Source organism: Dactylosporangium sp. NPDC000244 (genome assembly GCF_040300725.1).
GTDB lineage: Bacteria > Actinomycetota > Actinomycetes > Mycobacteriales > Micromonosporaceae > Dactylosporangium.
This window is the reverse complement of record NZ_JBEPEH010000022.1, coordinates 113,947-139,695: the sequence shown is the minus strand read 5'-3', so window position 1 is coordinate 139,695 and position 25,749 is coordinate 113,947. Positions and strand designations below refer to the sequence as shown.

The 25,749-nt window shown below is 73.9% G+C and carries 25 protein-coding genes and 1 pseudogene; 19 read left to right on the top strand and 7 right to left on the bottom strand.

Annotated features, from left to right (window positions below):
• Positions 1-175: 175 nt before the first annotated feature.
• From ABT369_RS30100 to ABT369_RS30025, 16 genes are all read left to right on the top strand, one after another.
• A complete protein-coding gene (locus ABT369_RS30100) occupies positions 176-1,144 on the top strand; it encodes a hypothetical protein (RefSeq protein WP_350616985.1) in 969 nt (322 codons plus the stop codon).
• 144 nt (positions 1,145-1,288) lie between these two features.
• The gene (locus ABT369_RS30095; RefSeq protein ID WP_350616983.1) at positions 1,289-2,875 is read left to right on the top strand and encodes an ABC transporter substrate-binding protein; all 1,587 of its coding nucleotides are present in this window, start codon (positions 1,289-1,291) and stop codon (positions 2,873-2,875) included.
• Positions 2,875-3,876: an ABC transporter permease gene (locus ABT369_RS30090; RefSeq protein WP_350616981.1), complete on the top strand. Its 1,002-nt coding sequence runs from the start codon at positions 2,875-2,877 to the stop codon at positions 3,874-3,876. The genes ABT369_RS30095 and ABT369_RS30090 overlap by 1 nt, the downstream gene beginning before the upstream one ends.
• Before the next feature lie 2 nt (positions 3,877-3,878).
• Positions 3,879-5,711: a dipeptide/oligopeptide/nickel ABC transporter permease/ATP-binding protein gene (locus ABT369_RS30085; RefSeq protein WP_350616979.1), complete on the top strand. Its 1,833-nt coding sequence runs from the start codon at positions 3,879-3,881 to the stop codon at positions 5,709-5,711.
• Entirely contained in the window at positions 5,708-6,469 is a 762-nt protein-coding gene (locus tag ABT369_RS30080) for an ATP-binding cassette domain-containing protein (protein ID WP_350616977.1), read from the top strand. The genes ABT369_RS30085 and ABT369_RS30080 overlap by 4 nt, the downstream gene beginning before the upstream one ends.
• On the top strand, positions 6,466-8,376 hold the full coding sequence (locus ABT369_RS30075) for a S9 family peptidase (RefSeq protein ID WP_350616976.1): 1,911 nt from the start codon (positions 6,466-6,468) through the stop codon (positions 8,374-8,376). Before ABT369_RS30080 ends, ABT369_RS30075 begins: the two co-directional genes overlap by 4 nt.
• 5 nt (positions 8,377-8,381) lie before the next feature.
• Positions 8,382-9,728 (top strand): serine hydrolase domain-containing protein, encoded by a 1,347-nt coding sequence (locus tag ABT369_RS30070; RefSeq protein ID WP_350616974.1) that lies wholly within the window; start codon positions 8,382-8,384, stop codon positions 9,726-9,728.
• 1 nt (position 9,729) lies between these two features.
• A complete protein-coding gene (locus ABT369_RS30065) occupies positions 9,730-10,860 on the top strand; it encodes a M20 family metallopeptidase (RefSeq protein ID WP_350616972.1) in 1,131 nt (376 codons plus the stop codon).
• A 1-nt stretch (position 10,861) separates the two neighbouring features.
• Complete coding sequence (locus ABT369_RS30060; protein WP_350616971.1) at positions 10,862-11,731, top strand: GNAT family N-acetyltransferase; 870 nt, start codon at positions 10,862-10,864, stop codon at positions 11,729-11,731.
• The gene (gene menC / locus ABT369_RS30055) at positions 11,728-12,840 is read left to right on the top strand and encodes an o-succinylbenzoate synthase (RefSeq protein ID WP_350616970.1); all 1,113 of its coding nucleotides are present in this window, start codon (positions 11,728-11,730) and stop codon (positions 12,838-12,840) included. The genes ABT369_RS30060 and menC overlap by 4 nt, the downstream gene beginning before the upstream one ends.
• On the top strand, positions 12,837-14,465 hold the full coding sequence (locus ABT369_RS30050; RefSeq protein WP_350616969.1) for a PucR family transcriptional regulator: 1,629 nt from the start codon (positions 12,837-12,839) through the stop codon (positions 14,463-14,465). The genes menC and ABT369_RS30050 overlap by 4 nt, the downstream gene beginning before the upstream one ends.
• Positions 14,462-15,625, top strand: coding sequence for an MFS transporter (locus ABT369_RS30045; RefSeq protein WP_350616967.1), 1,164 nt, complete (start codon positions 14,462-14,464; stop codon positions 15,623-15,625). The genes ABT369_RS30050 and ABT369_RS30045 overlap by 4 nt, the downstream gene beginning before the upstream one ends.
• Before the next feature lie 722 nt (positions 15,626-16,347).
• Complete coding sequence (locus ABT369_RS30040; protein WP_350616965.1) at positions 16,348-16,929, top strand: DedA family protein; 582 nt, start codon at positions 16,348-16,350, stop codon at positions 16,927-16,929.
• Positions 16,930-16,973: 44 nt separating this feature from the next.
• Positions 16,974-17,534, top strand: coding sequence for an AAA family ATPase (locus ABT369_RS30035; RefSeq protein WP_350616963.1), 561 nt, complete (start codon positions 16,974-16,976; stop codon positions 17,532-17,534).
• 65 nt (positions 17,535-17,599) lie between these two features.
• Positions 17,600-18,151 carry a PAS domain-containing protein gene (locus ABT369_RS30030; protein WP_350616961.1) on the top strand — a complete coding sequence of 184 codons (552 nt, stop codon included), beginning with the start codon at positions 17,600-17,602 and terminating at the stop codon, positions 18,149-18,151.
• Positions 18,152-18,156: 5 nt separating this feature from the next.
• Positions 18,157-19,089, top strand: a complete 933-nt coding sequence (locus ABT369_RS30025) for a methyl-accepting chemotaxis protein (protein ID WP_350616959.1) — start codon at positions 18,157-18,159, stop codon at positions 19,087-19,089.
• A 1-nt stretch (position 19,090) separates the two neighbouring features.
• Here the strand turns inward: ABT369_RS30025 and ABT369_RS30020 are convergent, their stop codons facing one another.
• From ABT369_RS30020 to ABT369_RS30010, 3 genes are read right to left on the bottom strand one after another with little or no spacing between them, the layout of a single operon-like run.
• Positions 19,091-19,357, bottom strand: coding sequence for a DUF6289 family protein (locus tag ABT369_RS30020; protein ID WP_350616957.1), 267 nt, complete (start codon positions 19,355-19,357; stop codon positions 19,091-19,093).
• A gap of 40 nt (positions 19,358-19,397) precedes the next feature.
• Positions 19,398-20,309 carry a septum formation family protein gene (locus ABT369_RS30015; RefSeq protein ID WP_350616955.1) on the bottom strand — a complete coding sequence of 304 codons (912 nt, stop codon included), beginning with the start codon at positions 20,307-20,309 and terminating at the stop codon, positions 19,398-19,400.
• Positions 20,310-20,361: 52 nt separating this feature from the next.
• Positions 20,362-20,703 carry an SIP domain-containing protein gene (locus tag ABT369_RS30010; protein ID WP_350616953.1) on the bottom strand — a complete coding sequence of 114 codons (342 nt, stop codon included), beginning with the start codon at positions 20,701-20,703 and terminating at the stop codon, positions 20,362-20,364.
• Between the two features lie 76 nt (positions 20,704-20,779).
• On the opposite strand from ABT369_RS30010, the pseudogene ABT369_RS30005 reads away from it, so the two are divergent.
• Positions 20,780-21,246: pseudogene (locus ABT369_RS30005) on the top strand (IS607 family transposase).
• A complete protein-coding gene (tnpB, locus tag ABT369_RS30000; RefSeq protein WP_350616951.1) occupies positions 21,243-22,622 on the top strand; it encodes an IS607 family element RNA-guided endonuclease TnpB in 1,380 nt (459 codons plus the stop codon). The pseudogene ABT369_RS30005 and the gene tnpB overlap by 4 nt, the downstream one beginning before the upstream one ends.
• Here tnpB and ABT369_RS29995 read toward each other — a convergent pair.
• The 4 genes from ABT369_RS29995 to ABT369_RS29980 are packed head-to-tail and all read right to left on the bottom strand — an operon-like array spanning position 22,606 to position 24,172.
• The gene (locus ABT369_RS29995; protein WP_350616949.1) at positions 22,606-23,016 is read right to left on the bottom strand and encodes a siderophore-interacting protein; all 411 of its coding nucleotides are present in this window, start codon (positions 23,014-23,016) and stop codon (positions 22,606-22,608) included. The two genes, tnpB and ABT369_RS29995, sit on opposite strands and share 17 nt — an antisense overlap.
• Before the next feature lie 35 nt (positions 23,017-23,051).
• Positions 23,052-23,297: a hypothetical protein gene (locus ABT369_RS29990; protein WP_350616947.1), complete on the bottom strand. Its 246-nt coding sequence runs from the start codon at positions 23,295-23,297 to the stop codon at positions 23,052-23,054.
• Positions 23,294-23,674, bottom strand: a complete 381-nt coding sequence (locus ABT369_RS29985) for a DUF1622 domain-containing protein (RefSeq protein ID WP_350616945.1) — start codon at positions 23,672-23,674, stop codon at positions 23,294-23,296. The genes ABT369_RS29990 and ABT369_RS29985 overlap by 4 nt, the downstream gene beginning before the upstream one ends.
• 45 nt (positions 23,675-23,719) lie before the next feature.
• Complete coding sequence (locus ABT369_RS29980; RefSeq protein ID WP_350616944.1) at positions 23,720-24,172, bottom strand: NUDIX hydrolase; 453 nt, start codon at positions 24,170-24,172, stop codon at positions 23,720-23,722.
• A gap of 58 nt (positions 24,173-24,230) precedes the next feature.
• Between ABT369_RS29980 and murJ the strand changes: the two genes are divergently transcribed.
• A complete protein-coding gene (murJ, locus tag ABT369_RS29975) occupies positions 24,231-25,715 on the top strand; it encodes a murein biosynthesis integral membrane protein MurJ (protein WP_350617110.1) in 1,485 nt (494 codons plus the stop codon).
• The last annotated feature ends 34 nt before the right edge of the window (positions 25,716-25,749 follow it).

Genomic DNA, 25,749 nt, shown 5'->3' with positions numbered 1-25,749 from the left:
GGTGACCCGGGCTTGACCGCCTCGATGAGCTGCTGGGCGCGCGGCGGGACGCGGCCGTCACCTCGGCATCAAGCGCTTATCCCCGCCCGAGCGGGGCAGGTCGCACCTCAACCGGTGAGCGGCCGAGCCCAGCACGGACCCGCCCACAAAGGTGAGTCTCTCATGAAGGTGGGCCTTGGCCGTGCGTGCTTTTTGGGATGCGCTGGCAGCCAGCATCGGTCGTCTGACGCTGGCCGAGTGGATTCAGATCGTCTCGGCCATCGGTGCGGTCGCCGCGGCGGTCGCCGCCGCCTCGGCCGCTCGGTCGGGACGCGGCGCGGCCCGGACCGCGGCCAAGCAGCTGCCGGAGTTGCAGAAGCAGGTCGAGATCAACGCGGCGCAGGCGAAGGCCGCCGACGAGCAGGTCGTCCTGACGCAGGAGATGCTGAAAGTCGCCGCGGCGGCGGTCGGGGAGGCGGCCCGCACCAGGACGGACGAGCGGGCTCCCCTCGTCGTCGCGCTGATCGAGGCGCCGAAGTGGCCGCCGATGATCGATGCGACGCGTGATCGGATGCCCTATGAGGGCGAGTTGCGGCTGCTCGACCAGCGTTGCCTGGCGCAGGCCGAGGCGGCGTCGCCGGCGCAGGTCTTCGCGCGCAACGGCGGGCGTAAGGGGCTCCTGTGGTTTCAGACGCGGGGTGTCCTGATCAACGAGGGCGTGACCACCGCACGGGTGCGGCTCGATGAGGACGCGCAGTTCGTGGAGGCGGCCGCCGCGAAGCGGGAGCGCCTCCTGCGGCCGGGAGAGGTAGCCCTGTTCGAGTGGGGCGCGGGCCACACGGTCGCGGAGTGGGCGGATGCCCGCGAGAAACCTGACCCGCCCAACCCGCTCGGCGCCTGCTTCTTGACGATCACCGTGTTCGACTCGTTCGAGCACGGCATCTTCGACCACATTCACGTCGTCATGAGCGGCCGGCCGATCGTCTCGGTCGACGGCTCGTTCGACGAGGTGCGGCTCGCTTCGCGCGAGTCGGAGGCGGAGATGGGCGTCACGGTCTTCCCCACCCGGCGCACGTACCGCTCCGACGGCCCGCGCCGGGACCCGCTCCCATGGGACGGCACGTACGCCGCATGGTGGAAGGAACGGGGGCGGCGCGCCACCTAGCCAGAGCAGCTCCGCGGCTCGGCTGTCTTCGTCGCCCAGCACCAACCTCACGCCTTCTCTTCGTCCGGTACGACGAATCTCGGCCCCTGTGACGTTGCCTATATTTCACCCACTCGTAGGCGGCGTTGCTAAGGAGCTGGGCTCATGGTGCGCAAAACGAACGGCCGCACGGCCGTTGCGACCCTCGCCGCAATGGCACTGGGTGTCTCCGCCGCCGGCTGTGGCGGCTCGGCGGGAGACGACCGGGGCGCCAAGGGCGACGGTACGGTCACCATCGCGGTGAACGGCGATCCGGGCACGCTGAGCCCGATGCAGACGCTGGTCGGCGCCGCACTGGCGATCAACCGGTTCGCGTACGCCTCGCTGGTGTCGATCGGGGCGGACGGGCAGTTGCAGCCGGCGGTCGCGACGAAGTGGACCGCGACCGCGACCTCGGCGACGTTCACCATCCGGGACGGGGTCACGTGCCAGGACGGCAGCCGCCTCACCGCGGCCGACGTGGCCGCGGAGTTCAACTACATCGGCGACCCGGCCAACAAGGTGCCGCTGATCGGGCTGACGGTCCCGGGCGGCGCGAAGGCCACCGCGGACGACACCGCGAACACCGTCACGGTGACGGCCCCGTCTCCGGCGCCGTTCATCGTGCAGAACACGGCCCTGCTGCCACTGCTGTGTCAGAAGGACCTCAAGGAACCGGCGGCGCTGGCCAAGGCCTCGGCGGCGACCGGACCGTATCAGCTGAGCGAGGCCGTGCCGGGCGATCACTACACCTATGTGAAACGCACCGGCTACACCTGGGGCCCGGGCGGCGCCACGAACGCCGACATGCCCGCCAAGGTTGTCTTCAAGGTCATCACCAACGAGACGACCGCGGCAAACCTGCTGCTCAGCGGACAACTGAATGTCGCCCAGATTCTTGGAGCCGATGGCGACCGGCTCGACGCCGCCCGGATGCAGCACAAAGACGCCGGCCTCCTGTTCGGGCAGCTGATCTTCAACGAGGCCGGCGGCCACGTCGCGGCGGACGAGCCGGTCCGCCGGGCGCTGGTCCAGGCGGTGGACCTCAAGCAGCTCGCGTCGGTCGCGACGAGCGGCCGGCCCGCCGATCCCAAGCACGTCGGCGAGCTCGACCCGGCCCCGTGCGGTGACGACGTCGTCTCCGGCAACGTGCCGCCGCACGACACCGCGGCCGCGGCCGCGGCGCTGACCGGCGCCGGCTGGGCCAAGGACGGCGGCGGCATCTGGGCCAAGGGCGGCAAGCAGCTCACGGTCGGCTACCTGTACTCCACGGTGATGGGCCCGGCGGTGGCCTCGGCGAGCGAGCTGGCGGCCAAGCAGTGGACGGAGTTCGGGGCGAAGGTCGTCAGCCGGGCCGTCGACCCGGCGAACCTGATGAGCACGCTGTCGGGCGGCGACTGGGATGTGGCGTGGCAGCCGTTCAACGTGTACTCCCCGGACCAGCTGGTGCCGTTCTTCTCCGGCCCGCGCCCGCCGCAGGGCAACAACCTCGCGGGCATCGCCAACCCGGACTACGAGGCCGGGGTGAAGCAGGCGATGGCGAAGCCGGGGGCCGAAGGATGTCCACTGTGGACGAGCGCCGAGTCGGCGTTGGTCAAGCGGCTCGACGTGGTGCCGTTCGCGATGAACACCACCCGGTACTACGGCAAGGGCGTCACGTTCCAGGTCGACGGCGGGGGCATCGTTCCCGGCACCCTGCGGGCCGGCGGCTGATGTCCTTGACCGCCGCGGTGCGCGCGTCCGAGGGCGCGCGCACCGCACTCCGGCATCACCCGTGGGCCGCTTTCGTCCTGCGGCGGACCGGCCGGCTCGCGGTGTCCCTGTTCGTGCTCGTCACCGCGTCGTTCGCGATGATCCACCTGATCCCCGGCGACCCGGTCAGGGCGGCGCTCGGGCCGTCCGCGGACCCGGGCCTGGTCGCCGCGCAGCGGCACGCGCTCGGGCTCGACGAGGCGCTGCCGGTCCAGTACGTGCACTTCCTGGGCCAGCTGTTCACCGGGCGGCTCGGCGACTCGATCAGCAACCAGATGCCGGTGTCCGAGGTGATCGCCGACCGGCTGCCGAACACGCTGCTGATCGCCGTCCCGGCATTCTGCCTCATCATGCTGCTGGCGATCCCGATCGGGATGGGCGCGGCGGTCTTCACCAGGGACGGCCGCCGGCGCCGGGCCGAGCTCGGCTTCGCCGCCGTCACCGGTGTCGTCTCGGCGGTCCCGGAGTTTCTCCTCGCGGTCGGACTGGTCGCGGTGTTCGCGGTGGCGTGGCCGATCCTCCCCGTGGCCTCACAGGACGGCCCGCTCTCGTACGTGCTGCCGGTGCTGTCGCTGACGATCGTCCCGGCCGCGGCGCTCGCCCGGATCGTGCGCGTCGAGGCGCTGCGCGTGCTCGGCGAGGACTACATGCGCACCGCGCGGGCCAAGCGGCTCCCGGCGCGGCTGCGGTACCTCCGCCATGCTCTTCCGAACCTGCTCACGGCCTCACTGACGGTCGGCGGGCTGCTGTTCACCTCGCTGATCGCCGGTACCGTCCTCGTCGAGAGCGTCTTCGCCTGGCCGGGCCTGGGCTCGACGATCGTCCAGGCGATCACCGCCCACGACTACCCGCTCGTGCAGGGCGCGGTCCTCGTGTTCGGCCTCGGCGCGCTGCTCATCACGTTCCTGGTCGACGTCGTGGTCGCGGCCGCCGATCCACAGTCCACGATCCGGGGGAACTAGCCGTGCGGCACAGACTCGGGCGCACGCTGCGCACGCCGGTTGGCCTGGCCGCCGCCGTGGCCGTCGTGTTCCTCGTGCTGGTCGCGGTGTTCGGCCCGATGCTGCTCGGCGCGCGGGCGGATGCGGTCGACACCGACGCGATCAACCAGAACCCAGGGCCGGGCCACCTGCTCGGCACGGACGCGCTCGGCCGCGACATCGCCGCCCGGGTCGTGGTGGCCACCCGGCTCTCGCTGGAGCTGGCCCTCGGCGCCGCGGCGATCGGGGTGACCGGCGGCGTGCTGCTTGGCGTGGCCCCGGCGCTGGTCGGCCGGCGGCTGGGGCGGCTGCTGACCGCGGCGGTCGGCATCCTGGTGGCCTTTCCGAGCCTGTTGTTCGTGCTCTTCCTCGCCACGATCTTCGGCGTCGGGGCCCGGGGCGCGATGCTGGCGATCGGCCTGGCCCTCGTGCCGCCGATGGCGCGCCTGGTGCAGAACCTGACGGCGTCCGTCGCCGGCTCGGACTACGTCGCCGCGGCCCGTGTGCTCGGCGTCGGCCGCTGGCGCATGATGACCCGGCACCTGCTGCCGAACGTCGCCGAGCCCTGCGTCCTGTTCGCGGCCACCGCCACGGCCGGGTCCCTGGTGGCGTTCGCCGGGCTGTCGTTCCTCGGGCTCGGCGTGCAGCAACCGGAGTACGACTGGGGCCGGCTGCTCAACGAACAGCTCAACCGGGTCTACGTCAACCCGCTCGCCGCCCTCGCCCCGGGCGCGGCGGTCGTCGTCACCGGGCTGATGCTGGCGCTGGTCGGGGAGACACTGGCGCAGGCCGGCGGCCGCCGGGCGGCCGGGGCGGTGCCGAAGTCCGGTCGCGCGTCCGGCACCGTGACCGCGAGCAGGAACATCGCCACCGACGTCGACACCCTGGTGGAGGTGCGGGACCTCACCGTCGGATTCGGGGTCGGCCGGGCCGCCGTGCGCGGGGTCTCCTTCCGCATCGCGCGGGGCGAGGCGGTCGGCCTGGTCGGCGAGTCCGGCTCGGGCAAGAGCCTCACCGCGCTCGCGCTGGCCGACCTGCTGCCGGTGACCGCGACCGCCGCGGCCGGGATGATGGTCGTGCCGAAGGCCGGCACCGAGACGGCCGTCGTGTTCCAGGATCCCATGACCTCGCTCAACCCCGCGCTGCGCGTCGGCCGGCAACTTGCGGAGGTGGCCGAGGTCCACCGCCGCGCCACGCGGCGGCAGGCGTGGCGGTCGGCGGTCGAGCGGCTCGCCGCGGTCGGCATCCCCACGGCCGAGCGGCGAGCGCGGCAGCGCCCGCACGAGTACTCCGGCGGTATGCGGCAGCGCGCCATGATCGGCATGGGCCTGATGGGCACGCCGCGGCTCATCATCGCCGACGAGCCGACCACCGCGCTCGACGTCACCGTCCAGCGGCAGGTCCTCGACCTGCTCGCCCAGGCGCGCCGGGACAGCGGCGCCGCGCTGCTGATGATCTCCCATGACCTCGGCGTCGTGGCGCAGGTCTGCGACCGGGTGCTGGTCATGTACGCCGGCGTCATCGTCGAGGAGCTGCCGGTCGCGGACCTGTTCACCGGCGCCCGGCATCCCTACACCCGCGCGCTGGCGCACGCGGTCCCGACGATGTCCACCGACCTCGAGGCGGAGCTGGCAACGATTCCCGGCCGCCCGCCGCAGCCGGGGGAGCGGATCGAGGGCTGCCCGTTCGCGCCGCGCTGCGCCTCCGCCGAGGACCGCTGCCGGACCGAGGCGCCGCCGACCGAGCGCCGCGACGACGGCGAGGGCAGCGTGGCCTGCTGGTTTCCGGTGGCCGCGCGGAAGGAGGCGATCGGATGAGTGCCTTGCAGGTGGATGAGCTCACGGTTCGGTACGGCCGGATGACGGCGGTGGACCGAGTGAGCCTGCAGGTCGCGCCCGGCAGCGTCACCGGGGTCGTGGGCGGCTCCGGCTCCGGCAAGTCCACCCTCGGCCGGGCCGTCGTCGGTCTGGCCCCGGTCTCCGGCGGCCGGATCCTCGTCGACGGCGCCGACGCGAAGTCCCTCCGCCATCGCGGCGCGCACCCCGTCCAGCTGGTGTTCCAGAATCCGTACGCGTCGCTGGACCCGCGGATGACGATCGGCGCGTCGGTCGCCGAGGCCCTGCCGCGGATGCCCGGGCCGCAGCGCCGGGACGAAGCGGCCCGATACCTCGACCTCGTCGACGTCGACCCGGCGTACCTCACGCGCACCCCGGACACGCTGTCGGGCGGGCAGCGGCAGCGGGTCGCGCTGGCCCGGGCGCTGGCGGCCCGGCCGCGGGTGCTGATCGCCGACGAGATCACCTCGGCGCTCGACGTGTCGGTCCAGGGAGCGGTACTCAACCTCCTGCGCCGGCTCCAGCGCGAGGCGGGTTTCGCGATGCTGTTCATCTCCCACGACCTCGCCGTGGTCCGCTACCTCTGCGACCGGATCGCGGTGCTGGACGAGGGGCGGCTCGTCGAAAGCGGCCCGGCGGACGAGGTGCTGCGCGATCCTCAGCATGAGACCACCCGCACGTTGCTCGCCAGCATCCCGGCCCGACCGGCGGTGCCCGGAGGCCAGGAGGCCGCCGCATGACCCGTTCGATATCCCCGGACGACCTCTACGACCTGCGGCTGCCGAGCGATCCGCAGGTGTCGCCGGACGGCGAACGGGTCGCGTACGTGCTGACCGGGGCCGATCGGGCCGGGGACCGCACGACCGGCGAGGTGTGGGAGGTGCGGGTGGCCGGCGGGGCGCCGCGGCGGCTGACCGAGGGCCCGGCCGACGCCGCGCCGCGCTGGTCGCCCGACGGCGTCACGCTCGCGTTCCTGCGGGACGGAGCGTTGTACACGCTGCCGGCCGACGGCGGGGAGCCCACGCGGCTCGCCGGCGAGGGCGCGCGATCGCCCGTCTGGAGCCCCGACGGGACGAGGATCGCGTTCGTCGCCCCGGCCGGCGAGTTCGACCGCACCGCGCCGGTCGTCATCGACCGCCTCGACTACAAGGCCGACGGCGCCGGTCGCACCGGCCCGGTCCGGGCCCACCTGTTCGTGGCCGACGTCAAGACGGGCGAGGTCGTCCAGGTCACCGCCGGGGACTATCACGTGGCGTTCCCGGTCTGGTCGCCCTACGGCGCACGGCTCGCCTTCGCCGCCGCCATCGGCGAGCGGGCCGACCTCTCCACCGCCAACGGCCTCTACGTGGTCGAGGTCGCCGACGCCGGCGCGGGACGGACCGCCGAGCCCCGGCTCGTCGGCTCCGCGACCGGCATCGCCATGCCCTGCGCCTGGTACGCCGACGGGTCCGCCCTGCTGGTCGTCGGCCGGGCCACGGCCGACATCGGCATCCTGCGCCTGATGCGCCAGCCGCTGGCCGGTGGCCCGGCCGAGGTCCTCACCGCCGGCCTGGACCGCAACGTCATGTACGGCCTGCCGGGCTACCCCGGCGCCGTCCCGCGGTTCGCCGGCGCCGACGTGCTGTTCGCGGCCCGCGACCGCGGCGTCTCCCGCCTGTACCGGCTGTCCGGGGGCACCGCCGAGCAGATCCCGCAGACCGCGGCGTTCGGCGTCAGCGGGCTCTCGGTCGCGCCGGCCTCCGGCCGGGCCGTCACCGTCGTCGCCGACCGGGCGCGGTTCGGCGAGATCGCCGCCGTCGGCCCGGCCGACGAGGTCACCGTCCTGACCGACCACCAGGCCCGGTCGCTGCCGGACGTCGAGCTGATCGCCTGTACCGAGCGGGACTTCGTCATCTCCGACGGCACGCCCGTGCACGGCCTGATCATCCGCGACCCCTCCGCCCCGCCCGGCGGCCCGCTCCTGCTCGACGTGCATGGTGGCCCGCACAACGCCTGGGCCTCACACGCCGATGCCATTCACGTGTACCACCAGACGCTGGCCGCCCGCGGCTGGACGATCCTGGCGCTGAACGTCCGCGGCAGCGACGGCTACGGTGAGGATTTCTACCGGGCGGTCGTCGGCGGCTGGGGCGAGCACGACGAACGGGACTTCCTCGAGCCGGTGGCGGCGCTGGTCGCCGAGGGCCTCGTCGACGGCGAACGGGTCGCCGTGACCGGGTACAGCTACGGCGGCTACATGGCCTGCTGGCTGTCGGCCCGGACCGGCACCTTCACGGCCGTCGCCGCCGGCGGCGTGGTCAGCGATCTGCTGAGCCTGTCCGGCACCTCCGACGAAGGGGAGGCCTTGGGCACCCTGGAGATCGGCGGCGGCCGCGACCGGCTGGTCGAGCTCTCGCCCCTGACCTATGTGGACGGGGTGCGCGCGCCCACCCTCATCCTGCACGGCGACGCCGACGAGACGTGCCCGGTCGGCCAGGCCGAGCAGTGGTTCCACGCGCTGCGCGCGCGTAGCGTCCGGACCCGGCTCGTGCTCTACCCCGGCAGCAGCCACCTGTTCATCCTGAACGGCCGGCCGTCGCACCGGGTCGACTACAACCAGCGGGTCGCCGACTGGGTCACCCGGCACACCAACGAACCCGAGGAGTGAGAACCATGATGTACGCCGAGCGCCTCGCCGCGCTGATCAGCGAGCACCGGGTGGCCGGGGCGAGCCTCGCTGTGCTGCACCACGGCGACGTCGTCGCCGAGGCCGCCGCCGGGTTCGCCCACCGCGGCGCCGGCATCGAGGCCACGACCGACACGGTGTTCCAGATCGGCTCCATCACCAAGGTGTGGACCGCCACCGTCGCCATGCAACTGGTCGAAGAGGGCAAGCTGGAGCTCGACGCGCCGATCCGGCGGGTGATGCCCGAGCTGCGACTGTCCACAGAGGAGCTGACGGAGGGCCTGACCCTGCGGCACCTGCTGTCGCACACGTCCGGCATCGACGGCGACTTCTTCGCCGACACCGGCCGCGGCGACGACAACCTCGAGCGGTACGCCGCGCTGCTGCGCGACGTGGCCGCGAACCACCCGCTCGGCGTGACCCAGTCGTACTGCAACGCCGGCTACAGCCTGCTGGGCCGCGTCCTGGAGGTCGTCACCGGCGTGACGTGGGACCAGCTCATGCGCGAGCGCCTCTTCCAGCCGCTCGGCCTGACCCACACCGGCACCTTGCCGGAGGAGGCGCTGCTGCACCGGGCGGCGATCGGCCACGGCGGCGAGCCGCTGACGCCGGTGCCCATGTGGGGCCTGATGCGCTCCGCCGGGCCGGCCGGCCTCATCCACGCCACGGCGCGCGACGTGCTGAAGTTCGCCAAGCTGCACCTGAGCCGGGGCGTCACCGAGGACGGCACCCGCCTGCTCAGCGAGAGCACCGCCGCGCTGATGCGCCAACCCCAGGTGGCCATGCCCGACCCGTACGTGCTCGGCAAGCAGTGGGCCCTGGGCTGGTTCCTCGACGAATGGGACGGCACCGCGGTGTACGGCCACGACGGCGGGACCATCGGCCAGTCGGCCTACCTGCGCGTGCTGCCGGAGCTCGACCTGGCCGTCGTCCTGCTGACCAACGGCGGCAGCTCGGCGGCGCTGTACCACCAGCTCTTCGCCGAGATCGTCCACGAGCTGGCCGGGGTCGCCATGCGCCCGGCCGTCGGGCCCTCGCCCGAGCCGCTGCCGTTCGACCCGGCGGACTACGTGGGCCGCTACGAGCGGGCCGGTCAGCACCTGGAGGTCGTGGAGCGCGACGGCAAGCTGTACCTCGTCTCGAGCAACGTCGGCCACCTGGCCGCCGTGGCCGGCGAACAGCGCACCGAGCTGGAGATGCACACCTTCGAGAAGGACGCCTTCGTGGTCATGCGCCACGACGTCGGCATCCACTTCCCGGTCGTCTTCTACAACCTGCCCGACGGCTCCCGGTACCTGCACCACGGCGTGCGGGCGACCCCGAAGGTCGCCTGACGTGCCCCACCCCCTCCAGGCGCTGCAGGTCCGGCTGCCGGACCTGCTCGCCGACCTGGAAGAGCTCATCCGCGCCGAGTCGCCGACGGCGGACCGCCTGGCGTCGGCGCGCTGCGCGGACACGGTGGCGGCCCTCGGCGCCCGCCTGACCGGCGCCGAACCCGAGCGCCTGGCCGAGGGCGGCAGCGTCCAACTGCGCTGGCGCTTCGGCGCGGGGGACCGGGTCCTGCTCCTCGGGCACTGCGACACGGTCTGGCCGCTCGGCACCCTGGCGACCCACCCGTTCACGGTGAGCGACGGGCGGCTGACCGGCCCCGGCTGCTACGACATGAAGGCCGGGCTGGTCCAGATGTTCCACGCGCTCGCGGTGCTGGACTCGCTCGACGGCGTGACCGTGCTCGTCACCACCGACGAGGAGCACGGCTCACCGGACTCCCGAGACCTGATCGAGGCCGAGGCGCGGCGGGTCCGCGCGGCGCTGGTCCTGGAGGCCAGCGGACCCGGCGGCGCGCTGAAGACCGCCCGCAAGGGCGTGTCCACATACGACCTTCGGGTCGTCGGCCGCGCCGCGCACGCCGGGCTGGACCCGCACCTCGGCATCAACACGACGATGGAGCTGGCCCACCAGGTCCTGGCGATCGCCGGCCTCGCCGACCCCGCGTCCGGGACCACCGTGACACCGACCGTCATGGCCTCGGGCACCACCCGCAACACGGTTCCCGACGCCGGGGAACTCCAGCTGGACGTCCGCGTCGCCACGATCGCCGAGCAGCACCGGGTCGACGCGGCGATGCGAGCCCGGCAGCCCGTCACGCCGGGAGCCCGGCTCGAACTGGCCGGTGGCCCGAACCGGCCGCCGATGGAGGAACGCTCGTCCGCCGACCTCTTCGCCCGGGCCGCACGGATCCATGAGGAGCTGGGGCTCGGACAGCTGCACGGGCTCGCCGTCGGCGGCGCCTCCGACGGCAACCTCACCGCCGGTGCCGGCACACCGACCCTGGACGGCCTCGGCGCCGTCGGAGGCGGCGCCCACGCCGACGACGAACACGTCTCGGTCGAGCACCTTCCGCAGCGTGCGGCGCTGCTCGCGGTGCTCGTGCGCGACCTCCTGGCGCCCGGTTCGAAGGACTGACATGACAGACCAACACCCCACCGTCGCCACGGCGGCCCCGCGCACGGCCGGCGCCGAGCACGTCATCGAGGCCACGGCGCTGGCCGAGGCGACCGCGGACGCCGCCGGCATCGCCGTCGCCGAGCTCGGCACGATCGAGGAGATGACCGAAGCCTGCGCGCTGCTGGACCACATCTGGCGGCCCGACCCCGGCGATCCGCTGATCACCTTGAAGCTGCTGAAGGGGCTGTCGCACTCCGGCAGCTACGTGGCGGGGGTCTTCGCCGACGGCAAGCTGGCCGGGGCGTGCGTGGGTTTCCTGGCGTCCGACGGGCTCCACTCGCACATCGCGGGCATCGACTCCACGCTGCGCGGCCGCCACGCCGGGCTCGCCCTCAAGTTGCACCAGCGGGCCTGGGCGCTGCGCCGCGGCATCGGCCTGATCAGCTGGACGTTCGACCCGCTGGTCAGCCGCAACGCCTACTTCAACCTGACCAAGCTGGGCGCGGTGCCCACGCAGTACCTGGCGAACTTCTACGGCGCCATGCACGACGAGATCAACGCCGGCACCGAGACCGACCGGCTGCTCGTGCACTGGGACCTCACCTCGGGTGTCGCCGCGCCTCCGGTGGACGGGGCGTTGGACAGGGCGGTGGACGGCCTCAGCGTCGGGCCGGACGGCGGCCCGGTCCGCGGTCGCGTCGACGGCCGCCGGGTGCTGGTCGCCGTGCCGGCCGACATCGAACGGCTGCGGCGCGCCGACCCGGCCGCCGCGGGCCGGTGGCGCGCCGCCACCCGCGAGGTGCTCGGCGGGCTGATGGCCACCGGGCACACCGTCACCGGCTTCACCCGCGACGGCCGGTACGTGATCGAAGGGCAGGACGAGCGATGAGACTGACCGGCGTCGAGATCCGGCAGATCGCGGTGCCGCTCGTGGCGCCGTTCCGGACCTCGTTCGGCACGCAGCACGCGCGCGAGATCGTCCTGGTCCGCGCGGTGACGGAGGACGGCGAGGGCTGGGGCGAGTGCGGGGCGATGGCCGCGCCGTTGTACTCCTCGGAGTACACCAGCGCCGTCGCCGACGTGCTGCGCGACTACCTGATCCCGGCGCTGGCCGCGGTGCCGGAGCTCGACCCGTGGCGGGTCGCGCCGGCGCTCGAGCCGATCAAGGGGCACCGGATGGCGAAGGCGGCGCTGGAGACCGCCGTGCTGGACGCCTGGCTCCGCGCGCACCGGATCTCCTTCGCGACGTGGCTCGGCGCGACCCGGGAGCGGGTCGCCGCGGGAGTCTCGGTCGGCATCATGGACTCGATCCCGCGGCTGCTGGACGCGGTCGGCGGCTACCTCGCCGAGGGCTACGTCCGGATCAAGCTCAAGATCGAGCCGGGGTGGGACGTCGAGCCGGTGCGGGCCGTGCGGGAGCGCTTCGGCGACGAGGTGCTGCTGCAGGTGGACGCCAACACCGCGTACCGGGTCGCGGACGCGCACCACCTGGCCCGGCTGGACCCCTTCGACCTGCTCCTGATCGAGCAGCCGCTGGACGAGGAGGACATCCGCGGCCACGCGAAACTGGCCGAGATCGTGCGCACGCCGATCTGCCTCGACGAGTCGATCGTCTCCGCGCGGTCGGCGGCGGACGCGATCGCGCTGGGCGCCTGCTCCGTGGTGAACATCAAGCCCAGCCGGGTCGGCGGCTACCTGGAGGCGCGGCGCGTCCACGACGTGTGCGTCGCCAACGGCGTGCCGGTGTGGTGCGGCGGGATGCTGGAGACCGGCCTCGGGCGCGCGGCGAACGTGGCCCTGGCGGCGCTGCCCGGCTTCACGCTGCCCGGCGACACGTCCGCCTCGGATCGCTACTACGCGACCGACATCACCGAGCCGTTCGTGCTCGTCGACGGGCACCTCGACGTCCCTCGGGAGCCCGGGCTGGGCCGCGTGCCGATCCCGGACCGGCTGGAGAGCGTCACGGTGACGAAGGAGTGGATTACCGTACGATCATGACATCGCCACGGGCCGTCCTGGGGCGGATCCTCACCGATCTCGGCTCGACGCTGGTCGACCTGGTGGCCGGGCGCGCGGATCCGGATCGGCCGGTCACCGGGGTGCTCATCCACGACCCCGGCGACGAGTCGGCGCGGCTGCCCGGCGCCGTGGTGCTCGGCGTGGGCGTCTACGGCGCCGAGCCCGTCGCCGCCCTGATCGGCCACGCCCGGGCGATCGGCGCGGCCGCGCTGGTGGTCCGCTCGCCGGTCGCCGCGGAGGGCCCGGTCGCCGAGGCGGCGGCCCGCCACGACCTGCCCGTGCTGGGGCTGACCCCGGGCGCCTCCTGGGCCCAGGTCGCGGCCTTGCTGCGCGCCCTGCTCGCCACCGACGAGGTCGGCACGGTCGGGCGCCCCGGCGAGCCCGGCGGCGACGACCCGCTGTCGGGGGACCTGTTCGCCATGGCGAACGCCGCGGCCGGTCTCGTCGGCGGCCCCGTCACGGTCGAGGACCGCGGCGGCCGCGTCCTGGCCTTCTCCAGCCGGCAGGAGGAGGGCGACGAGGCCCGCATCGCCACCATCCTCGACCGGCAGGTCCCCGCCGAGAAGCTGCGCGCGCTCGAGCAACGGGGCGATTTCCAGAATTTGTACCGCACCGACGGCCCCATCTACATCGACGGCATCGCCGGCAAGCCCCGGGCGGCGATCGCGGTCCGCGCCGGCGGCGAGATCCTCGGCTCGATCTGGGTCGTGGTCGACGGCCCGCTCTCCGAGGTCCAGGACCGGGCGCTGCGCGAGTCGGCCAAGCTCGCCGCCCTGCAACTGCTGCGCCAGCGCAGCAGCGCGGACGCCGAGCGCCGGCTGCGGGCGGACCTGCTGGCGACGGTGCTGGAGGGCGGCGCGGGCGCGTCCCGGGCCGCCGCCCGGCTCGGGCTGACGGGCGAGCCGGCGTGCGTGCTGGCCGTGCTGGCCGTCGACGCGAACCCGCCGCCCGGCGATCTCGCCCCGGCCGTCACGCCCGACCGCGTGGCGGCGGGCGACCTGCTGGCCGGGGCGCTGGCCCTGCACCTGAGCGCGATCCACCCCCGCGCCGCCGTCGCGGGCCTCGGCGGCGTCATCTACGCCGTCCTGCCGACCACGTCCGAGGCACGGGCCCAGCGCATCGCCGAGGAGTTCCTCGGCCGCATCGGGACCCGGATGCCGGCCCTGATCGGCATCGGCCGGGTGGCCGAGCGCCCGACCGACCTGCGCCGGTCGCGCGCCGACGGCGACCGAGTCCTGCGGGTGCTCGCCCGCGGGCACTCCCGGCCGCGGGTCGCGCGACTCCCCGAGGTCTACGTCGCCTCCCTGCTGGAGGACCTCTCCGATCGCATCGCCGCCGAGGAGGACGTCCCGGACGTCGCGGTGGTGCGCCTGCGCGCGCACGACGCCCGCCACCAGTCCGCGTTCACCGAGACCCTCGCGGCGTGGCTGGACAGCTTCGGCGACGTCCCCGCCGCCGCCGCGGCGGTCCACGTGCACCCCAACACCTTCCGCTACCGCCTCAAACGGATCGCCGAGGTGTCGGGCATCGACCTGGCCGACCCCGACGACCGCTTCGAGGCGATGCTGCAGCTGCGGCTCGGCCTGGGGGACCATCTGTCGTGACAGCTCCGGCACGGCAGATGTGGCCGCTGTACGCGGCGGGGTTCACGACGGCCTTCGGCGCGCACGGCATCGCCGCGAACCTCGGGGGGTTCTCGGCGGACGCGGTCACGTCGTTGCTGGTCCTGGGCGGCCTCCTGGCCCTGTACGACGGGGCCGAGGTGCTGCTCAAGCCGGTGTTCGGCAGCCTGGCCGATCGGGTCGGGGCCCGTCCGCTGCTGCTGGGCGGCCTGGTCGCCTTCGCCGCCGCCTCCGCGGTGTACGTGGTGGCGGACCGGCCGTCGTGGTTGTGGGTCGCCCGGCTGGGCCAGGGCGCGGCGGCGTCGGCGTTCTCGCCGGCGGCCTCGGCGCTCGTCGCCCGGCTGAATCCCGCGGCGAAGCACGGCCGGGCGTTCGGCTCGTACGGCTTCTACAAGTCGATCGGCTACACCCTGGGCCCGCTGCTCGGCGGGGTGCTGGCGTGGGCGGGCGGGCTGCGCCTGCTGTTCGCCGTGCTGACGGTCCTGGGCGCGGCGGTGGCGGTCTGGGTGCTCCTGGCGGTGCCGGTGGTGGCGCCGCTGCCGAAGGCGCGGCAGACGGTGCTGGACCTGGTGCGCCGGTTGACGGACCGGGCGTTCCTGGCCCCGACCGGCGCCCTGGCGGCGGCGACGGCGGCGCTGTCGGTCGGGGTCGGGTTCCTGCCGGTCAGCGGGCGGGCAGCCGGGCTCGGGACGGTCGCGACCGGCGCGGCCGTGTCGGTGCTGGCCGCCTGCGCGGCGGTGGTGCAGCCGTGGGCCGGCCGCGCCCTCGACGCCGGGCGGCTGACGACCCGCACCGGCCTGGGCGTGGGTCTGGCGGTCGCGGCCGCGGGCCTGGGGTGCGCGATGGTGCCCGGCCTGGTCGGGGTGCTGTCCGCGGCCGTGCTGATCGGGGCCGGTACCGGGCTGATGACGCCGCTGGGGTTCGCGGCGCTGGCCGCGGGGACGCCGACGGAGCGGCTGGGGCAGACAATGGGCTCCGCGGAGCTGGGCCGGGAGCTCGGTGACGCCGGCGGGCCGCTGCTGGTGGCCGCGGTGGCCTCGGCGACGGCCCTCATGTACGGGTTCGCGGCGCTCGCCGTCCTGCTCGCGGCCGGAGCAGTGCTCGCGTTCGCCGCCCGGTCCACCCGCGCCCCGACGCCTTAGCCCGGCTCGTCGCCGGCTTCGGCCGCCGGGAACAGCACGGTGATCGTGGTGCCCGTGCCGGGGTGGGTGCACGGGACCGGAGTCTCGTGCGGGTGGTGGTGGGCGGGGCCGGAACAGCAGCGCAGCCGGCCGCCGTGGGCGGTGACGATCGCCTCGACGGACCGGCCCGCGCCGAGTGGCCGCCACCTGGCCGGCGGTGAGCAGCGGCCGGGTGGTGAGGCCGGGGCTGGCCCGCAGGACCGCGCCGGAGCGGTCGAGGATCTGGTACAGGCCGCCGGAGACGATCGCGGGGTTGCGGGGGCCGAGGGTGCCGTCGTGCAGGGCGGCCGCGACCGCCGCGCTCTCGGTGGTGAGGTCGGCATCGAGGCGCCGGTCCAGGGCGTACTGCACCCGCAGGTACACGAACCCGCCCGCCCCGGTGAGCACGACCAGCATGGCCGCGGCGAACCCGGCGATGAGCCGGACCCGCAGCGGCACGCGCCGCCACCGCGTCGAAGCGGCCGGTGGCCGCGGCGAGCAGCCCGTCCGGGCCGGTGTGCCGGGTCTCGGTGTCGTGGCCGGCCTCGGCCAGGCCGCGGGCGACCAGCTGGGCGAGGCGCCGCTCGTCCTCCACTACCAGTACGCGCATGCCGCCGAGTGCATCACGCCACCGGCGGCGTTCATCCTCCTTTCATCTTCGGCGGCCTACCGTCCGGTCACGGCGGACATGAGGAGGCGTCGCGATGCATGCGCTGGTCGATCACTACGGCTACCTTGGCCTGGCCCTGATCGTGCTCGTGGAGGGGTTCGGGGTGCCGGCCCCGGGCGAGACCCTGATCATTCTGGCCGCCGGGCTGGCCGGGCACGGCCGGCTCAACGTCATCGCCGTGGGTGCGGTCGCGTTCGCCGCGGCGGTCGCCGGGGACAGCATCGGGTACTGGATCGGCCGCTCCGGCGGGCGTCGGCTCGTGCTGCGCTTCGGCCGGTACGTCCGGCTGAGCGAGGCACGGCTGGAGCGGATGGAGCGGTTCATGGCCCGCCGCGGCCCGATCGTCGTCGCCGCCGCCCGGTTCGTCGAGGGCCTGCGGCAGCTCAACGGGGTCGTGGCCGGGGTTACCGGCATGCCGTGGCGGCGGTTCGTCGTGTTCAACGCGCTCGGCGCGGCGCTGTGGGTGGGCTTGTGGACGACGGCCGGGTACCTGGTCGGTGACCACCTGCCGGCGATCCATGCCGCGGTCGGCCGTTTCCAGTGGTACGCGGTGGCGGCGCTCGTCGCCGTCGTGGCCGCCTGGCTGCTGCTCCGCCGCGCACGCCGCCGCGAGTAGCGGCTTCATGTCTGTTTCATGTGGCGTCTCTAGCGTCGGCGGACATGAGCGATGTGCTGGCGGTCAACGCCGTCGACCTGCTCGGCCGGGACAAGGAGAAGGTCCGCGGCTACTCCTTCGGCATGCGCCAGCGCCTCGGCGTCGCCGCCGCCCTGCCGCGCCAGCCGCGGCTGCTGGTCCTCGACGAGCCCGCGAACGGCCTCGACCCGGCCGGCATCCGCGACATGCGCGCCCTCGTCAAGCGCCACGCCGGCAGCGGCCTGACCGTGCTGCTGTCCAGCCACGACATGGCCGAGGTCGAGCAGATCTGCGACGACGTCACCATCATGCGCACCGGCCAGGTCGTCTACCACGGCCCCATCGCCACCCTGCGCGACCGGGCGCCGGCCCAGGCGCACCGGCTCACCACCACCGACAACGAGCGCGCCGCCGCCTTCGCGAAAGCCCGCGCCCTGGACATCGAGGTGGCCGACGGCGGCCTACCCCAACGGCTGACGGCGTGCGGGTGCCGCTCGTGGCCTAGGTCTGCGGTGCCAGGGTGGGCAGGACGTCGAACTCGTGCTGCCCGAACGCGACTGGCGCGGCCGGGCGGGGGAGAGCGGTAAGGCGTCGACGTTTCGCTCAACCGGCGCGGCGCCGTGCCGATGCGGGAGGCGGAGAGGTGAGGTCGATGCGTACAGCCGCCGTCCGGCCGACAGGGCAGGAGCGCAGCTTCGGCGAGCATGAGCTGATCGTGACCAAGACCGACCTCAAGGGCGTGATCACGTACGCCAATCCGGTCTTCCAGAAGGTGTCGAGCGTGACGGAGGCCGAGGCGGTCGGCCGGCCCCACAACATCATCCGGCATCCCGACATGCCGGCGGGCGTGTTCAAGCTCCTGTGGGACTCGATCCAGGCGGGCGACGAGGTGTTCGCCTACGTGCTCAACCTCGCCCGCGACGGCGCGCACTACTGGGTGCTGGCGCACGTGACGCCGTCGTTCGACCGGGCCGGCCGGATCGTCGGCTACCACTCCAGCCGCCGCCGCCCGGACCGGTCGGCGATCGCCGCGGTCGGCCCGCTGTATGCGGCAATGCGGGCCGAGGAGCGGCGGCACTCAAGGGCCGGCGAGGCCGCCGCGGCCGGGCTCGAGCTGCTGCTGGGCCGCCTCGACGGCGAGGGCCGCACCTACGACGAGTTCGTCTGGTCGCCGGCCGGCGGGCTCGCACCGAGCGGGCGGTGAGCCGCGTGCGGATCGGACGACGCCAGCAGGAGCCTCCGGCCGCGGATGCGGCCGCGGCGGCGCTGCTGACGCTGGCGCGGGTCGCCGAGCGCGTGGCGGCCGGTGACCTGGAGGCGCGTGTGCCCGACCTCGGCCCGCTGCCGGAGGCGGCCGCGGCGCGGGACGCGGTCAACGGGCTGCTCGACGTGACCGACGCGTTCGTGCGGGAGTCCGGCGCGGCGCTGACCGCGGCCGCCGAGGGGCGCTTCCACCGCCGCTTCCTGCCGCAAGGCATGCTGGGCGCGTTCGGCCTCGGCGCGGCCCAGATCAACCGGGCCACCGAGCGCCTGCGGGACGCGGCCGCCGGCCTGGTCGCGGCCGATCGCCGGCGGCTGGACCTCGCCGACCGCCTCGAGTCGGTCGTGCTGCGCGTGTCGGAGCAGGTGGCGGCGGCCGCCACCCAGCTCGGCGCGTCGGCGCACGGCCTGGCCCGCTTCGCCGCCGATGCCGTCAGCGACGCCGAGCAGGGGATGGTCACCGTCGGCGGTCTGCGTAGCGCGTCGGAGCAGATCCGCCGCGCGGTCGACCTCATCACCCAGGTCGCGTCGCAGACCCGGCTGCTGGCCCTCAACGCCACCATCGAGGCCGCCCGGGCCGGCGGGGCCGGCCGCGGCTTCAACGTCGTGGCGACCGAGGTCAAGACGCTCGCCTCGGAGACCGCGACGTTCAGCGAGGACATCGTGGCCCAGGTCGGCAACGTGCAGACGGCGGCGGCCGCGGCGATCGGCGTGCTCGAGTCGGTCACGGGAGCCCTGCGGGAGATGAGCGGCCTGGTCGACGGCGTCGCCGCCGCCACCGAGCGCGAGGATCGCGGCGCCGGACCTGGACTCGGCCGGCTCGCCGAGGACCTGCGCGGCGAGGTCCTCGGGCTGGTGGCGACGGTCCGCGGCGCGGTCTGACCTACACCGGGTTGGGGCCGTCGCCGCAGGACTGCGAGATGTACGTCGAGTAGCCGGACTTGATGCCCCAGTCGAGCACGACGCCCTGGCAGTTCGTGGTGTGGCCGCCCTGCTGGTGGGTGCGGGCGGCGTCGGAGTAGTACAGCCAGCCGCACATCGTGCCGGCGGCGCAGGCGCTGTAGGCGGACGCCGGGGTGACCGGGGCCAGCAGGAGCGTTCCAACGCCGACCGCGGACACCAGCGCGAGGCGGCGGAGCATCGAAGTCATGCAACGATGCTCGCCAATACGAGCCCGGCGCGCAAGGGCCTCAGTACGGCAGCGGCCCCGTCCCGAGACCCTTGATGCTCGCGCGGATCTTGTGGCTCTGCGCGACCGTCGCATAGCAGAGGTGCGAGCGCTCGCCGGCCTGCCACTCCGACTGGTCGTCGAGGTACGTGAACAGGCTGCGCACGTCGCGGCGCTTGCCCAGGGCCTGCGGCGTCAGCCCGAGCAGGCTCGCGACCAGGGCGTCGCACTTCTTGCCCACGAAGGCCTGCTGCGACTCATACGCCGGGTACACCCCGTCCGGCTGCTCGATGGAGCCGGCGTACTCGGCGTCGTGCAGGGTCGCGCAGTCGGCCCGCTTCTGGCTGGCGCCGTCGTAGAAGCCCTGAGGGTCGGGACTGTGGCCGATCAGCGTCGCGCAGCGCTGGGCGACCTTCCCGGGGCCTCCGGCGGCCAGGTCGCCCTTCAGGGTCCCGGTGCGCGCGAGGGCGGGAGCGGACCAGTCGGTGCGTTCGAACTCCGCGATCCCGCACACGTAGCCGCGGGCGCCGGCGGCCCAGTCGGAACTGGCGGGGCGGCCGATGTGCAGGAACAGCCAGCCGTTGTGCCAGTCGGCGCCCAGGTACGCGGTGGCGGCCTTGCCGCATTCGGCGTACGCGGCGCGCATTGCGGCGCTGCCCCAGCCGGGGACCTGCCCGCCGTCCGGGAACCGGCCGGTGCCCGCCACCTCGAGCTTGTGCGGCGTGTCGCAGCCGACCTCCTTGGCGACCGGGTCGGCCTTGTCGGCGTACGCGATGTTGCCGCCCGACGTCAGACACGCCCCGACCGCGGGCAGCACCTCAACCGGCGATGGCGACGGTGAAGGCCCCGCATGCTTGCCGGGATCGTCGGCGCCGGAGCACCCGGACAGCAGCAGGGCCGCGGCGACAGCGGTGACAAGCACGATACGACGCACGGCTACGCACACTAGATCAACTGAACCCGCGCGCGCAGCGGGGTCGGGCCGGTCAGTCGGTGCCGGCGCCGAAGCCGGGGCGGCCCGGTTGCCACTGCGGCTGGGTGTGCACGGCCCGGCGGGAGAAGCCACGCTGCTCGATGAGCACGCGCTGCAGGAGGCGGCAGGTCTCGCTCTCCCCGGCCACATACGCCGCGCCCGGGCCGGCGGGCAGGTCCAGATCGGCGACGGCGCGCAGCAGCACCCGGGACGCGACCGCGGACGCCCGGCCGCGGTGGACCCAGGGCAGGGCGGGCACGCCGGGGAAGCCGGGCATCTCGTCCGCCTCGCTCACGGACTCGAAGACGCCGAGCGCCGGGCGCCCCGGTGCCGAGCGGTGCAACGCGGCTCGCATGGCCAGAAGGGGTAGCTAGCCGCTGGCAAGGCGTGCATCTTGGCGCTCTTGAGACAGCTATGATGCTCTTGCGAATCTGAAGGAATGGGCGACGTCGACCGGCGTCGCGTACATCGCCGCTCGGCGGCAGTACGCGGCCGGGACATTGCCCGTTCCCACCTGCCGGATCGGTCGGCTGATCATGGTCGGGAGCCGGTCACCGGCCGGAAGCTCGGCGTGGACCGCGTGGTGACCGAGGTCGGCTCCGCGTTGAACGGGCATCGCAAGAAGTTCCTCGCGCTGCTGTGCGACCCGGCCGTGTCGACGATCGTGGTCGAGCACCGTGATCGGTTCGCCCGCTTCGGCGCCGCGTACGTCGAGGCCGCGCTGAGCGCGCAGGGCCGTCGACTGCTGGTGGTCGATCCGGCCGAGGTCGATGACGACCTGGTTCGCGATGTACCCGAGATCCTGACGTCGCTGTGCGCAGGGCTTTACGGCCGACGTGCCGCCGCGAACCGTGCCCGCCGCGCGGTCGAGGCCGCAACCGGAAGCGGCCCGGTGTGAAGACCGTCCAGGCGTACCGGTTCGCGCTCGACCTGACCTCGGGTCAGGTGCGGGATGTCCTGGCGCATGCTAGGGCGGCCCGGGTTGCGCACAACTGGGCGCTCGCGAGGGTCAAGGCTGTGATGGACCAGCGCAGCGCGGAACGTTCGTACGGTGTGCCGGACGAACTGCTGACGCCGTCGCTGTCCTGGTCGCTCGCTGGTCTGCGGAAGGCGTGGAACGCCGCGAAGAACGACGTTGCGCCGTGGTGGGGTGGTGTCTCCAAGGAGGCGTTCAACACCGGTTTGGATGCACTCGCTCGTGCGTTGAAGAACTGGGCCGACTCCCGAACTGGGAAACGCGCGGGGCGGCCAGCCGGGTTTCCGCGGTTGAAGTCCCGCCGCCGAACCGCGCCATCGGTACGGTTCACCACCGGCGCGATCCGGGTCGAGCCGGACCGCATGCACGTCGTGCTCCCGCGGCTGGGCCGGTTGAAACTGCACGAGTCCGCCCGCAAACTCGCCCGCCGTCTCGAGGCAGGCACGGCACGGATCATGTCCGCGGCCGTGCGCCGTGACGGCGGACGCTGGCACGTGTCGTTCACCGTCGAGGTCGAACGCGTCGAACGGCACCCGGCGCGGCCGGATTCGGTGGTCGGGGTGGACGTCGGGATCAAACATCTTGCGGTGCTGTCGACCGGCGAACTTGTGCCGAACCCGCGTCACCTGGCCGGCGCACAGACCCGGCTCCGCGCGCTCGGCCGGGCGCTGTCCCGCAAGACCGGCCCGGACCGGCGCACCGGCCGGCGGCCGTCGAAGCGATGGGAACGCGCCGCTGCCAGGCTCGGCCAAGCCCACGCGCGGGTGGCGAACCTGCGCCGCGATGGCCTGCACAAGCTCACCACCCGGCTTGCCCGCGAGCACGGCACCGTTGTGGTCGAAGACCTCAACGTCACTGGCATGCTCGGCAATCGGAGTCTCGCGCGGCACGTCGCCGACGCCGGGTTCGCGCAGATCCGCCGCCAGTTGGCGTACAAGACGCAATGGTACGGTGGCCGGATACTGGTGGCCGACCGCTGGTACCCGTCCAGCAAAACCTGCTCAGGCTGTGGTGCGGCGAAAGCCAAGCTGGCCCTGGCCGAGCGTGAATATCACTGCGAGGCGTGCGGCCTGGTCGTGGACCGTGACCGCAACGCCGCCCTGAACCTGGCCGCCTTGGCGGCTGCATTCGACACCGCCGGGAGTGGCCCGGTGGCAGCACGTGGAGCCGACCAGAAGACCCGCGTACGCGGGCAGGTGGCTACGAAGCGTGAACCCGGCACGACGCCAGTCGGTCAGACCGGGACCGTCTCACCGCAAGGCGGGACGACCGACCGTGTGCTCACCCGAGCGCACTGAGAGGAAACGGTACCGCACCCGTCTCGTCCCCCCGCCGAAGACGTGGAACGCCGCCGTCATCCAGCGTGATCTTGGTGCGCGGCGGCTCCAGCGTGATCCGGTCGCCGGGTTCCGCCTTGCGGGCCCAGGCGCAGCCCGGCCCGTCGGCGTCGTGCAGGGCGATGCGCAGCGACAGCAGGGAGCTTGCGGGGTCGTGGCGCCAGATGGAGTACACCCGGCGCGCCTCGCCGTCGTCGGCGGGCACCCGCACCACGAGGTGCGCACCGGGGCGGACCCGCAGGCTGGGCACGTCGGGGCCGACGAGGTCGATCTCGCGCATCGAACCGGTGACGTCCCGCACCTCCCGCACCCGCGCCGGCAGATTCGGCCGGGGGTTGCGCCGGGGGTACGTCACCCCGCGAGACTAGCAACCGGACGGTGTCACGGCCCCTACACGCGGCCGGTCCCGCGCAGCGACCAGCCCACGAGCTGCCGGATCGCCAGGATCGTCGCGGCGACCAGCAGCGGCTCCCAGCCCGGCGTCGCGCCCAGGCGCAGCAGCCCGGCGGCGAGCCAGAAGTCCAGGGCCATCCGCAGCGCCTCCCGCACGTCCCGGCCGAGCGCCAGGGTGACGGCGCCGGTGACGAGCCCGGCGGCGATGCAGCCGAGCGCGGCGTATCCCAGCAGCACGCTCATCCCAGCGGGCCACCCGCGTCCCGTCGCGCCAGCTCGGCTCGCTCCTCCTTGATCTCGCGGCCCAGGAAGTAGTTGAGTGCGGTGCGGATCGCGGCGATGGCGGCGAGCTCGCCGATCCCGCGCAGCGTCGGGGCGATCGCGGTGCGCAGGATGTCCGAGGCGAGCTGGAACTCCAGGCCGAGCGCGAGGAACCGGCCGAGCCCAAGCCGGATGGGCACGAAGCTCTCGGTGCTCCGGGTGCGGACCGCGGCGACCACGAACCGCCCGAACGCGACGATCGCGCCGACGAAGACGACGATCGCGCCGGCGACCTCGACGATCCGGACGAGCAGCTCGACGGCCGAGGCCAGCCACGCCTCGCCGAACAGGTTGTCCATGCCGTGCCGTTGCCCGCCGCGGGGCTGTCCACACCTCCCGCGCGCTCAGTGCTGGACGAGGCCGCCGACCGGGACCGGGGCCACGTGCCCGGTGGCGGGCGTCGTCAGCGCCAGGGCGAGGCCGACGTCGACGAGGGACGAGCGGCGCAGGGCGGTGACGCCGGCGATCGGGGTCCAGGACGGTTCGGCGGTGTCGCCGTTCGGCTCGGGCCGCAGGGTGCCGCCGGCGACGCGGACCCGGTAGAAGATCCCGACGTTCTGGTGCTCGATGCCGTGGCGGGCCTCGGCGGGCGGGATCACGCGTGAGTCGACGCCGAGCAGGCGGTCGACCACGCCCGTGTGGCCGGTCTCCTCCAGCAGCTCCCGCAGTACCGTGTCGAAGGGGTCCTCGCCGTGCTCGACGCGGCCGCCGGGCAGCGTCCACACCGGGCCGCAGCGGGCGAGCAGGACCCGGTGGGCCTCGATGCACAGCGCGTACGCCGCCAGCCGGAAACTCATCCAGCGACGATATCTGCTAAGAACAGGCATGGCTTCGTTGCGCGGTGCCGGGCGGGGGATGGCGATCGCGACCGCGGTGTCGCGGGTCGCGGGGTTCGCGCGGATCGGGGTGCTCATCGCGGCGCTCGGGCTCGGGACCCGGCTGCTGGACACGTACAACGTGGCCAACACGCTGCCCAACGCGGTCTTCGAGCTCGTCGTCGGCGGGGCGATGGCCAGTGTCGTCGTGCCGTTGCTCGCGCGGGCGGCGGTCACCGAGGCCGACGACGGCGTCGTGTACGCGCAACGGCTGCTGTCGCTCATGGTGTACGGGCTGAGCCTCGTCACCGTCGTGGCCGTCGTCGCCGCGCCGTGGCTCGTGGACGTGTACGCGCCGGGCTTCACCGGGCCGCAGCGCCACCTCGCCGTGGTGTTCAGCTGGTACTTCCTGCCGCAGATCCTGGCCTACGGCGTCGGGGCCACGGCCGGGGCCGTGCTCAACATGCGCGGGCGGTTCGCCGTGCCCGCGTGGGCGCCGCTCGTCAACAGCCTCATCGTGATCGCGGTCGGCGGCGTGTACCTCGCGATCGGGGGCAGCACGCGGATCGACGGGCTCACGACGATACACCTGATGCTGTTGGCACTGGGAACGACCGCCGGCGTCGTCGGGCAGACCGCACTCGTCGTGTTCGCCCTCGCGCGCAGCGGCTTCCCGTTGCGGCTGCACCTGGACCCGCGGGGCATCGCGGTGCGGCGGATAGGCCGGCTCGGCGCGTGGGTGCTGCTGTCGGTCCTCGGGGCGCAGGTCATGCTCGCGGCGGCCACGCGCGCGGCGTCGCTGAGCGGGCCCGGCGGGGTCACGTCGTACCAGACCGCGTACGCGATTTTCCAGGTCCCCGTCGCCGTCATCGCGATGTCGGTGATGACCGCGATGCTGCCCCGCCTCAGCCGCAGCGCCGCCCGCCGCGACCACGAGCGCGTCATCGGCGACCTGTCCCTCGCGGTGCGGGTCGCGGCCGTCGCCCTCGCGCCGGCCGCCGTGGGCATGGTCGTGCTCGGCAGGCCGGTCGCCGCGCTCGTGTTCGGCCACGGCCGCAGTGTCACCATGCTCGGCGTCGTGGTGGCCGCGTTCGGGCTGGCGCTGCTGCCGTTCGCGGCGTACACGATCCTGCAGCGCGGCTTCTACGCGCTGCAGGACACGCGGTCGCCGGCCCTGATCACCGCGGCGGTCAGCACCGTCGGCGTGGCCGGCTGCGCGGCCGCGACGTGGCTGCTGCCGGCCGCGGACATCGTGGTCGGGGTGCCGCTCGCGTACGCCGCGGCGTACACGGTCGGCCTGGTCGCGACCGCGCTCGTGCTGCGCCGCCGCCTCGGCCGCATCGACGGGCACCGGATCGTGCGCACCCACGCGAAGGTCCTCGTCGCGGCGTCGGTGGCCGCCGTGGGCGCGGCGCTCGCGGGGAGCGTCATGACCGCGGTGCTCGCTGGGCTGGTCGGGCTCGTGCTGTACTTGGCCGCCGCGGCCGCGCTGCGCCTCACAGAACTGCGGCAGCTACGCTTCTAAGGGCGTAATCCGCGGGCGTCGGCCGGGATACCCC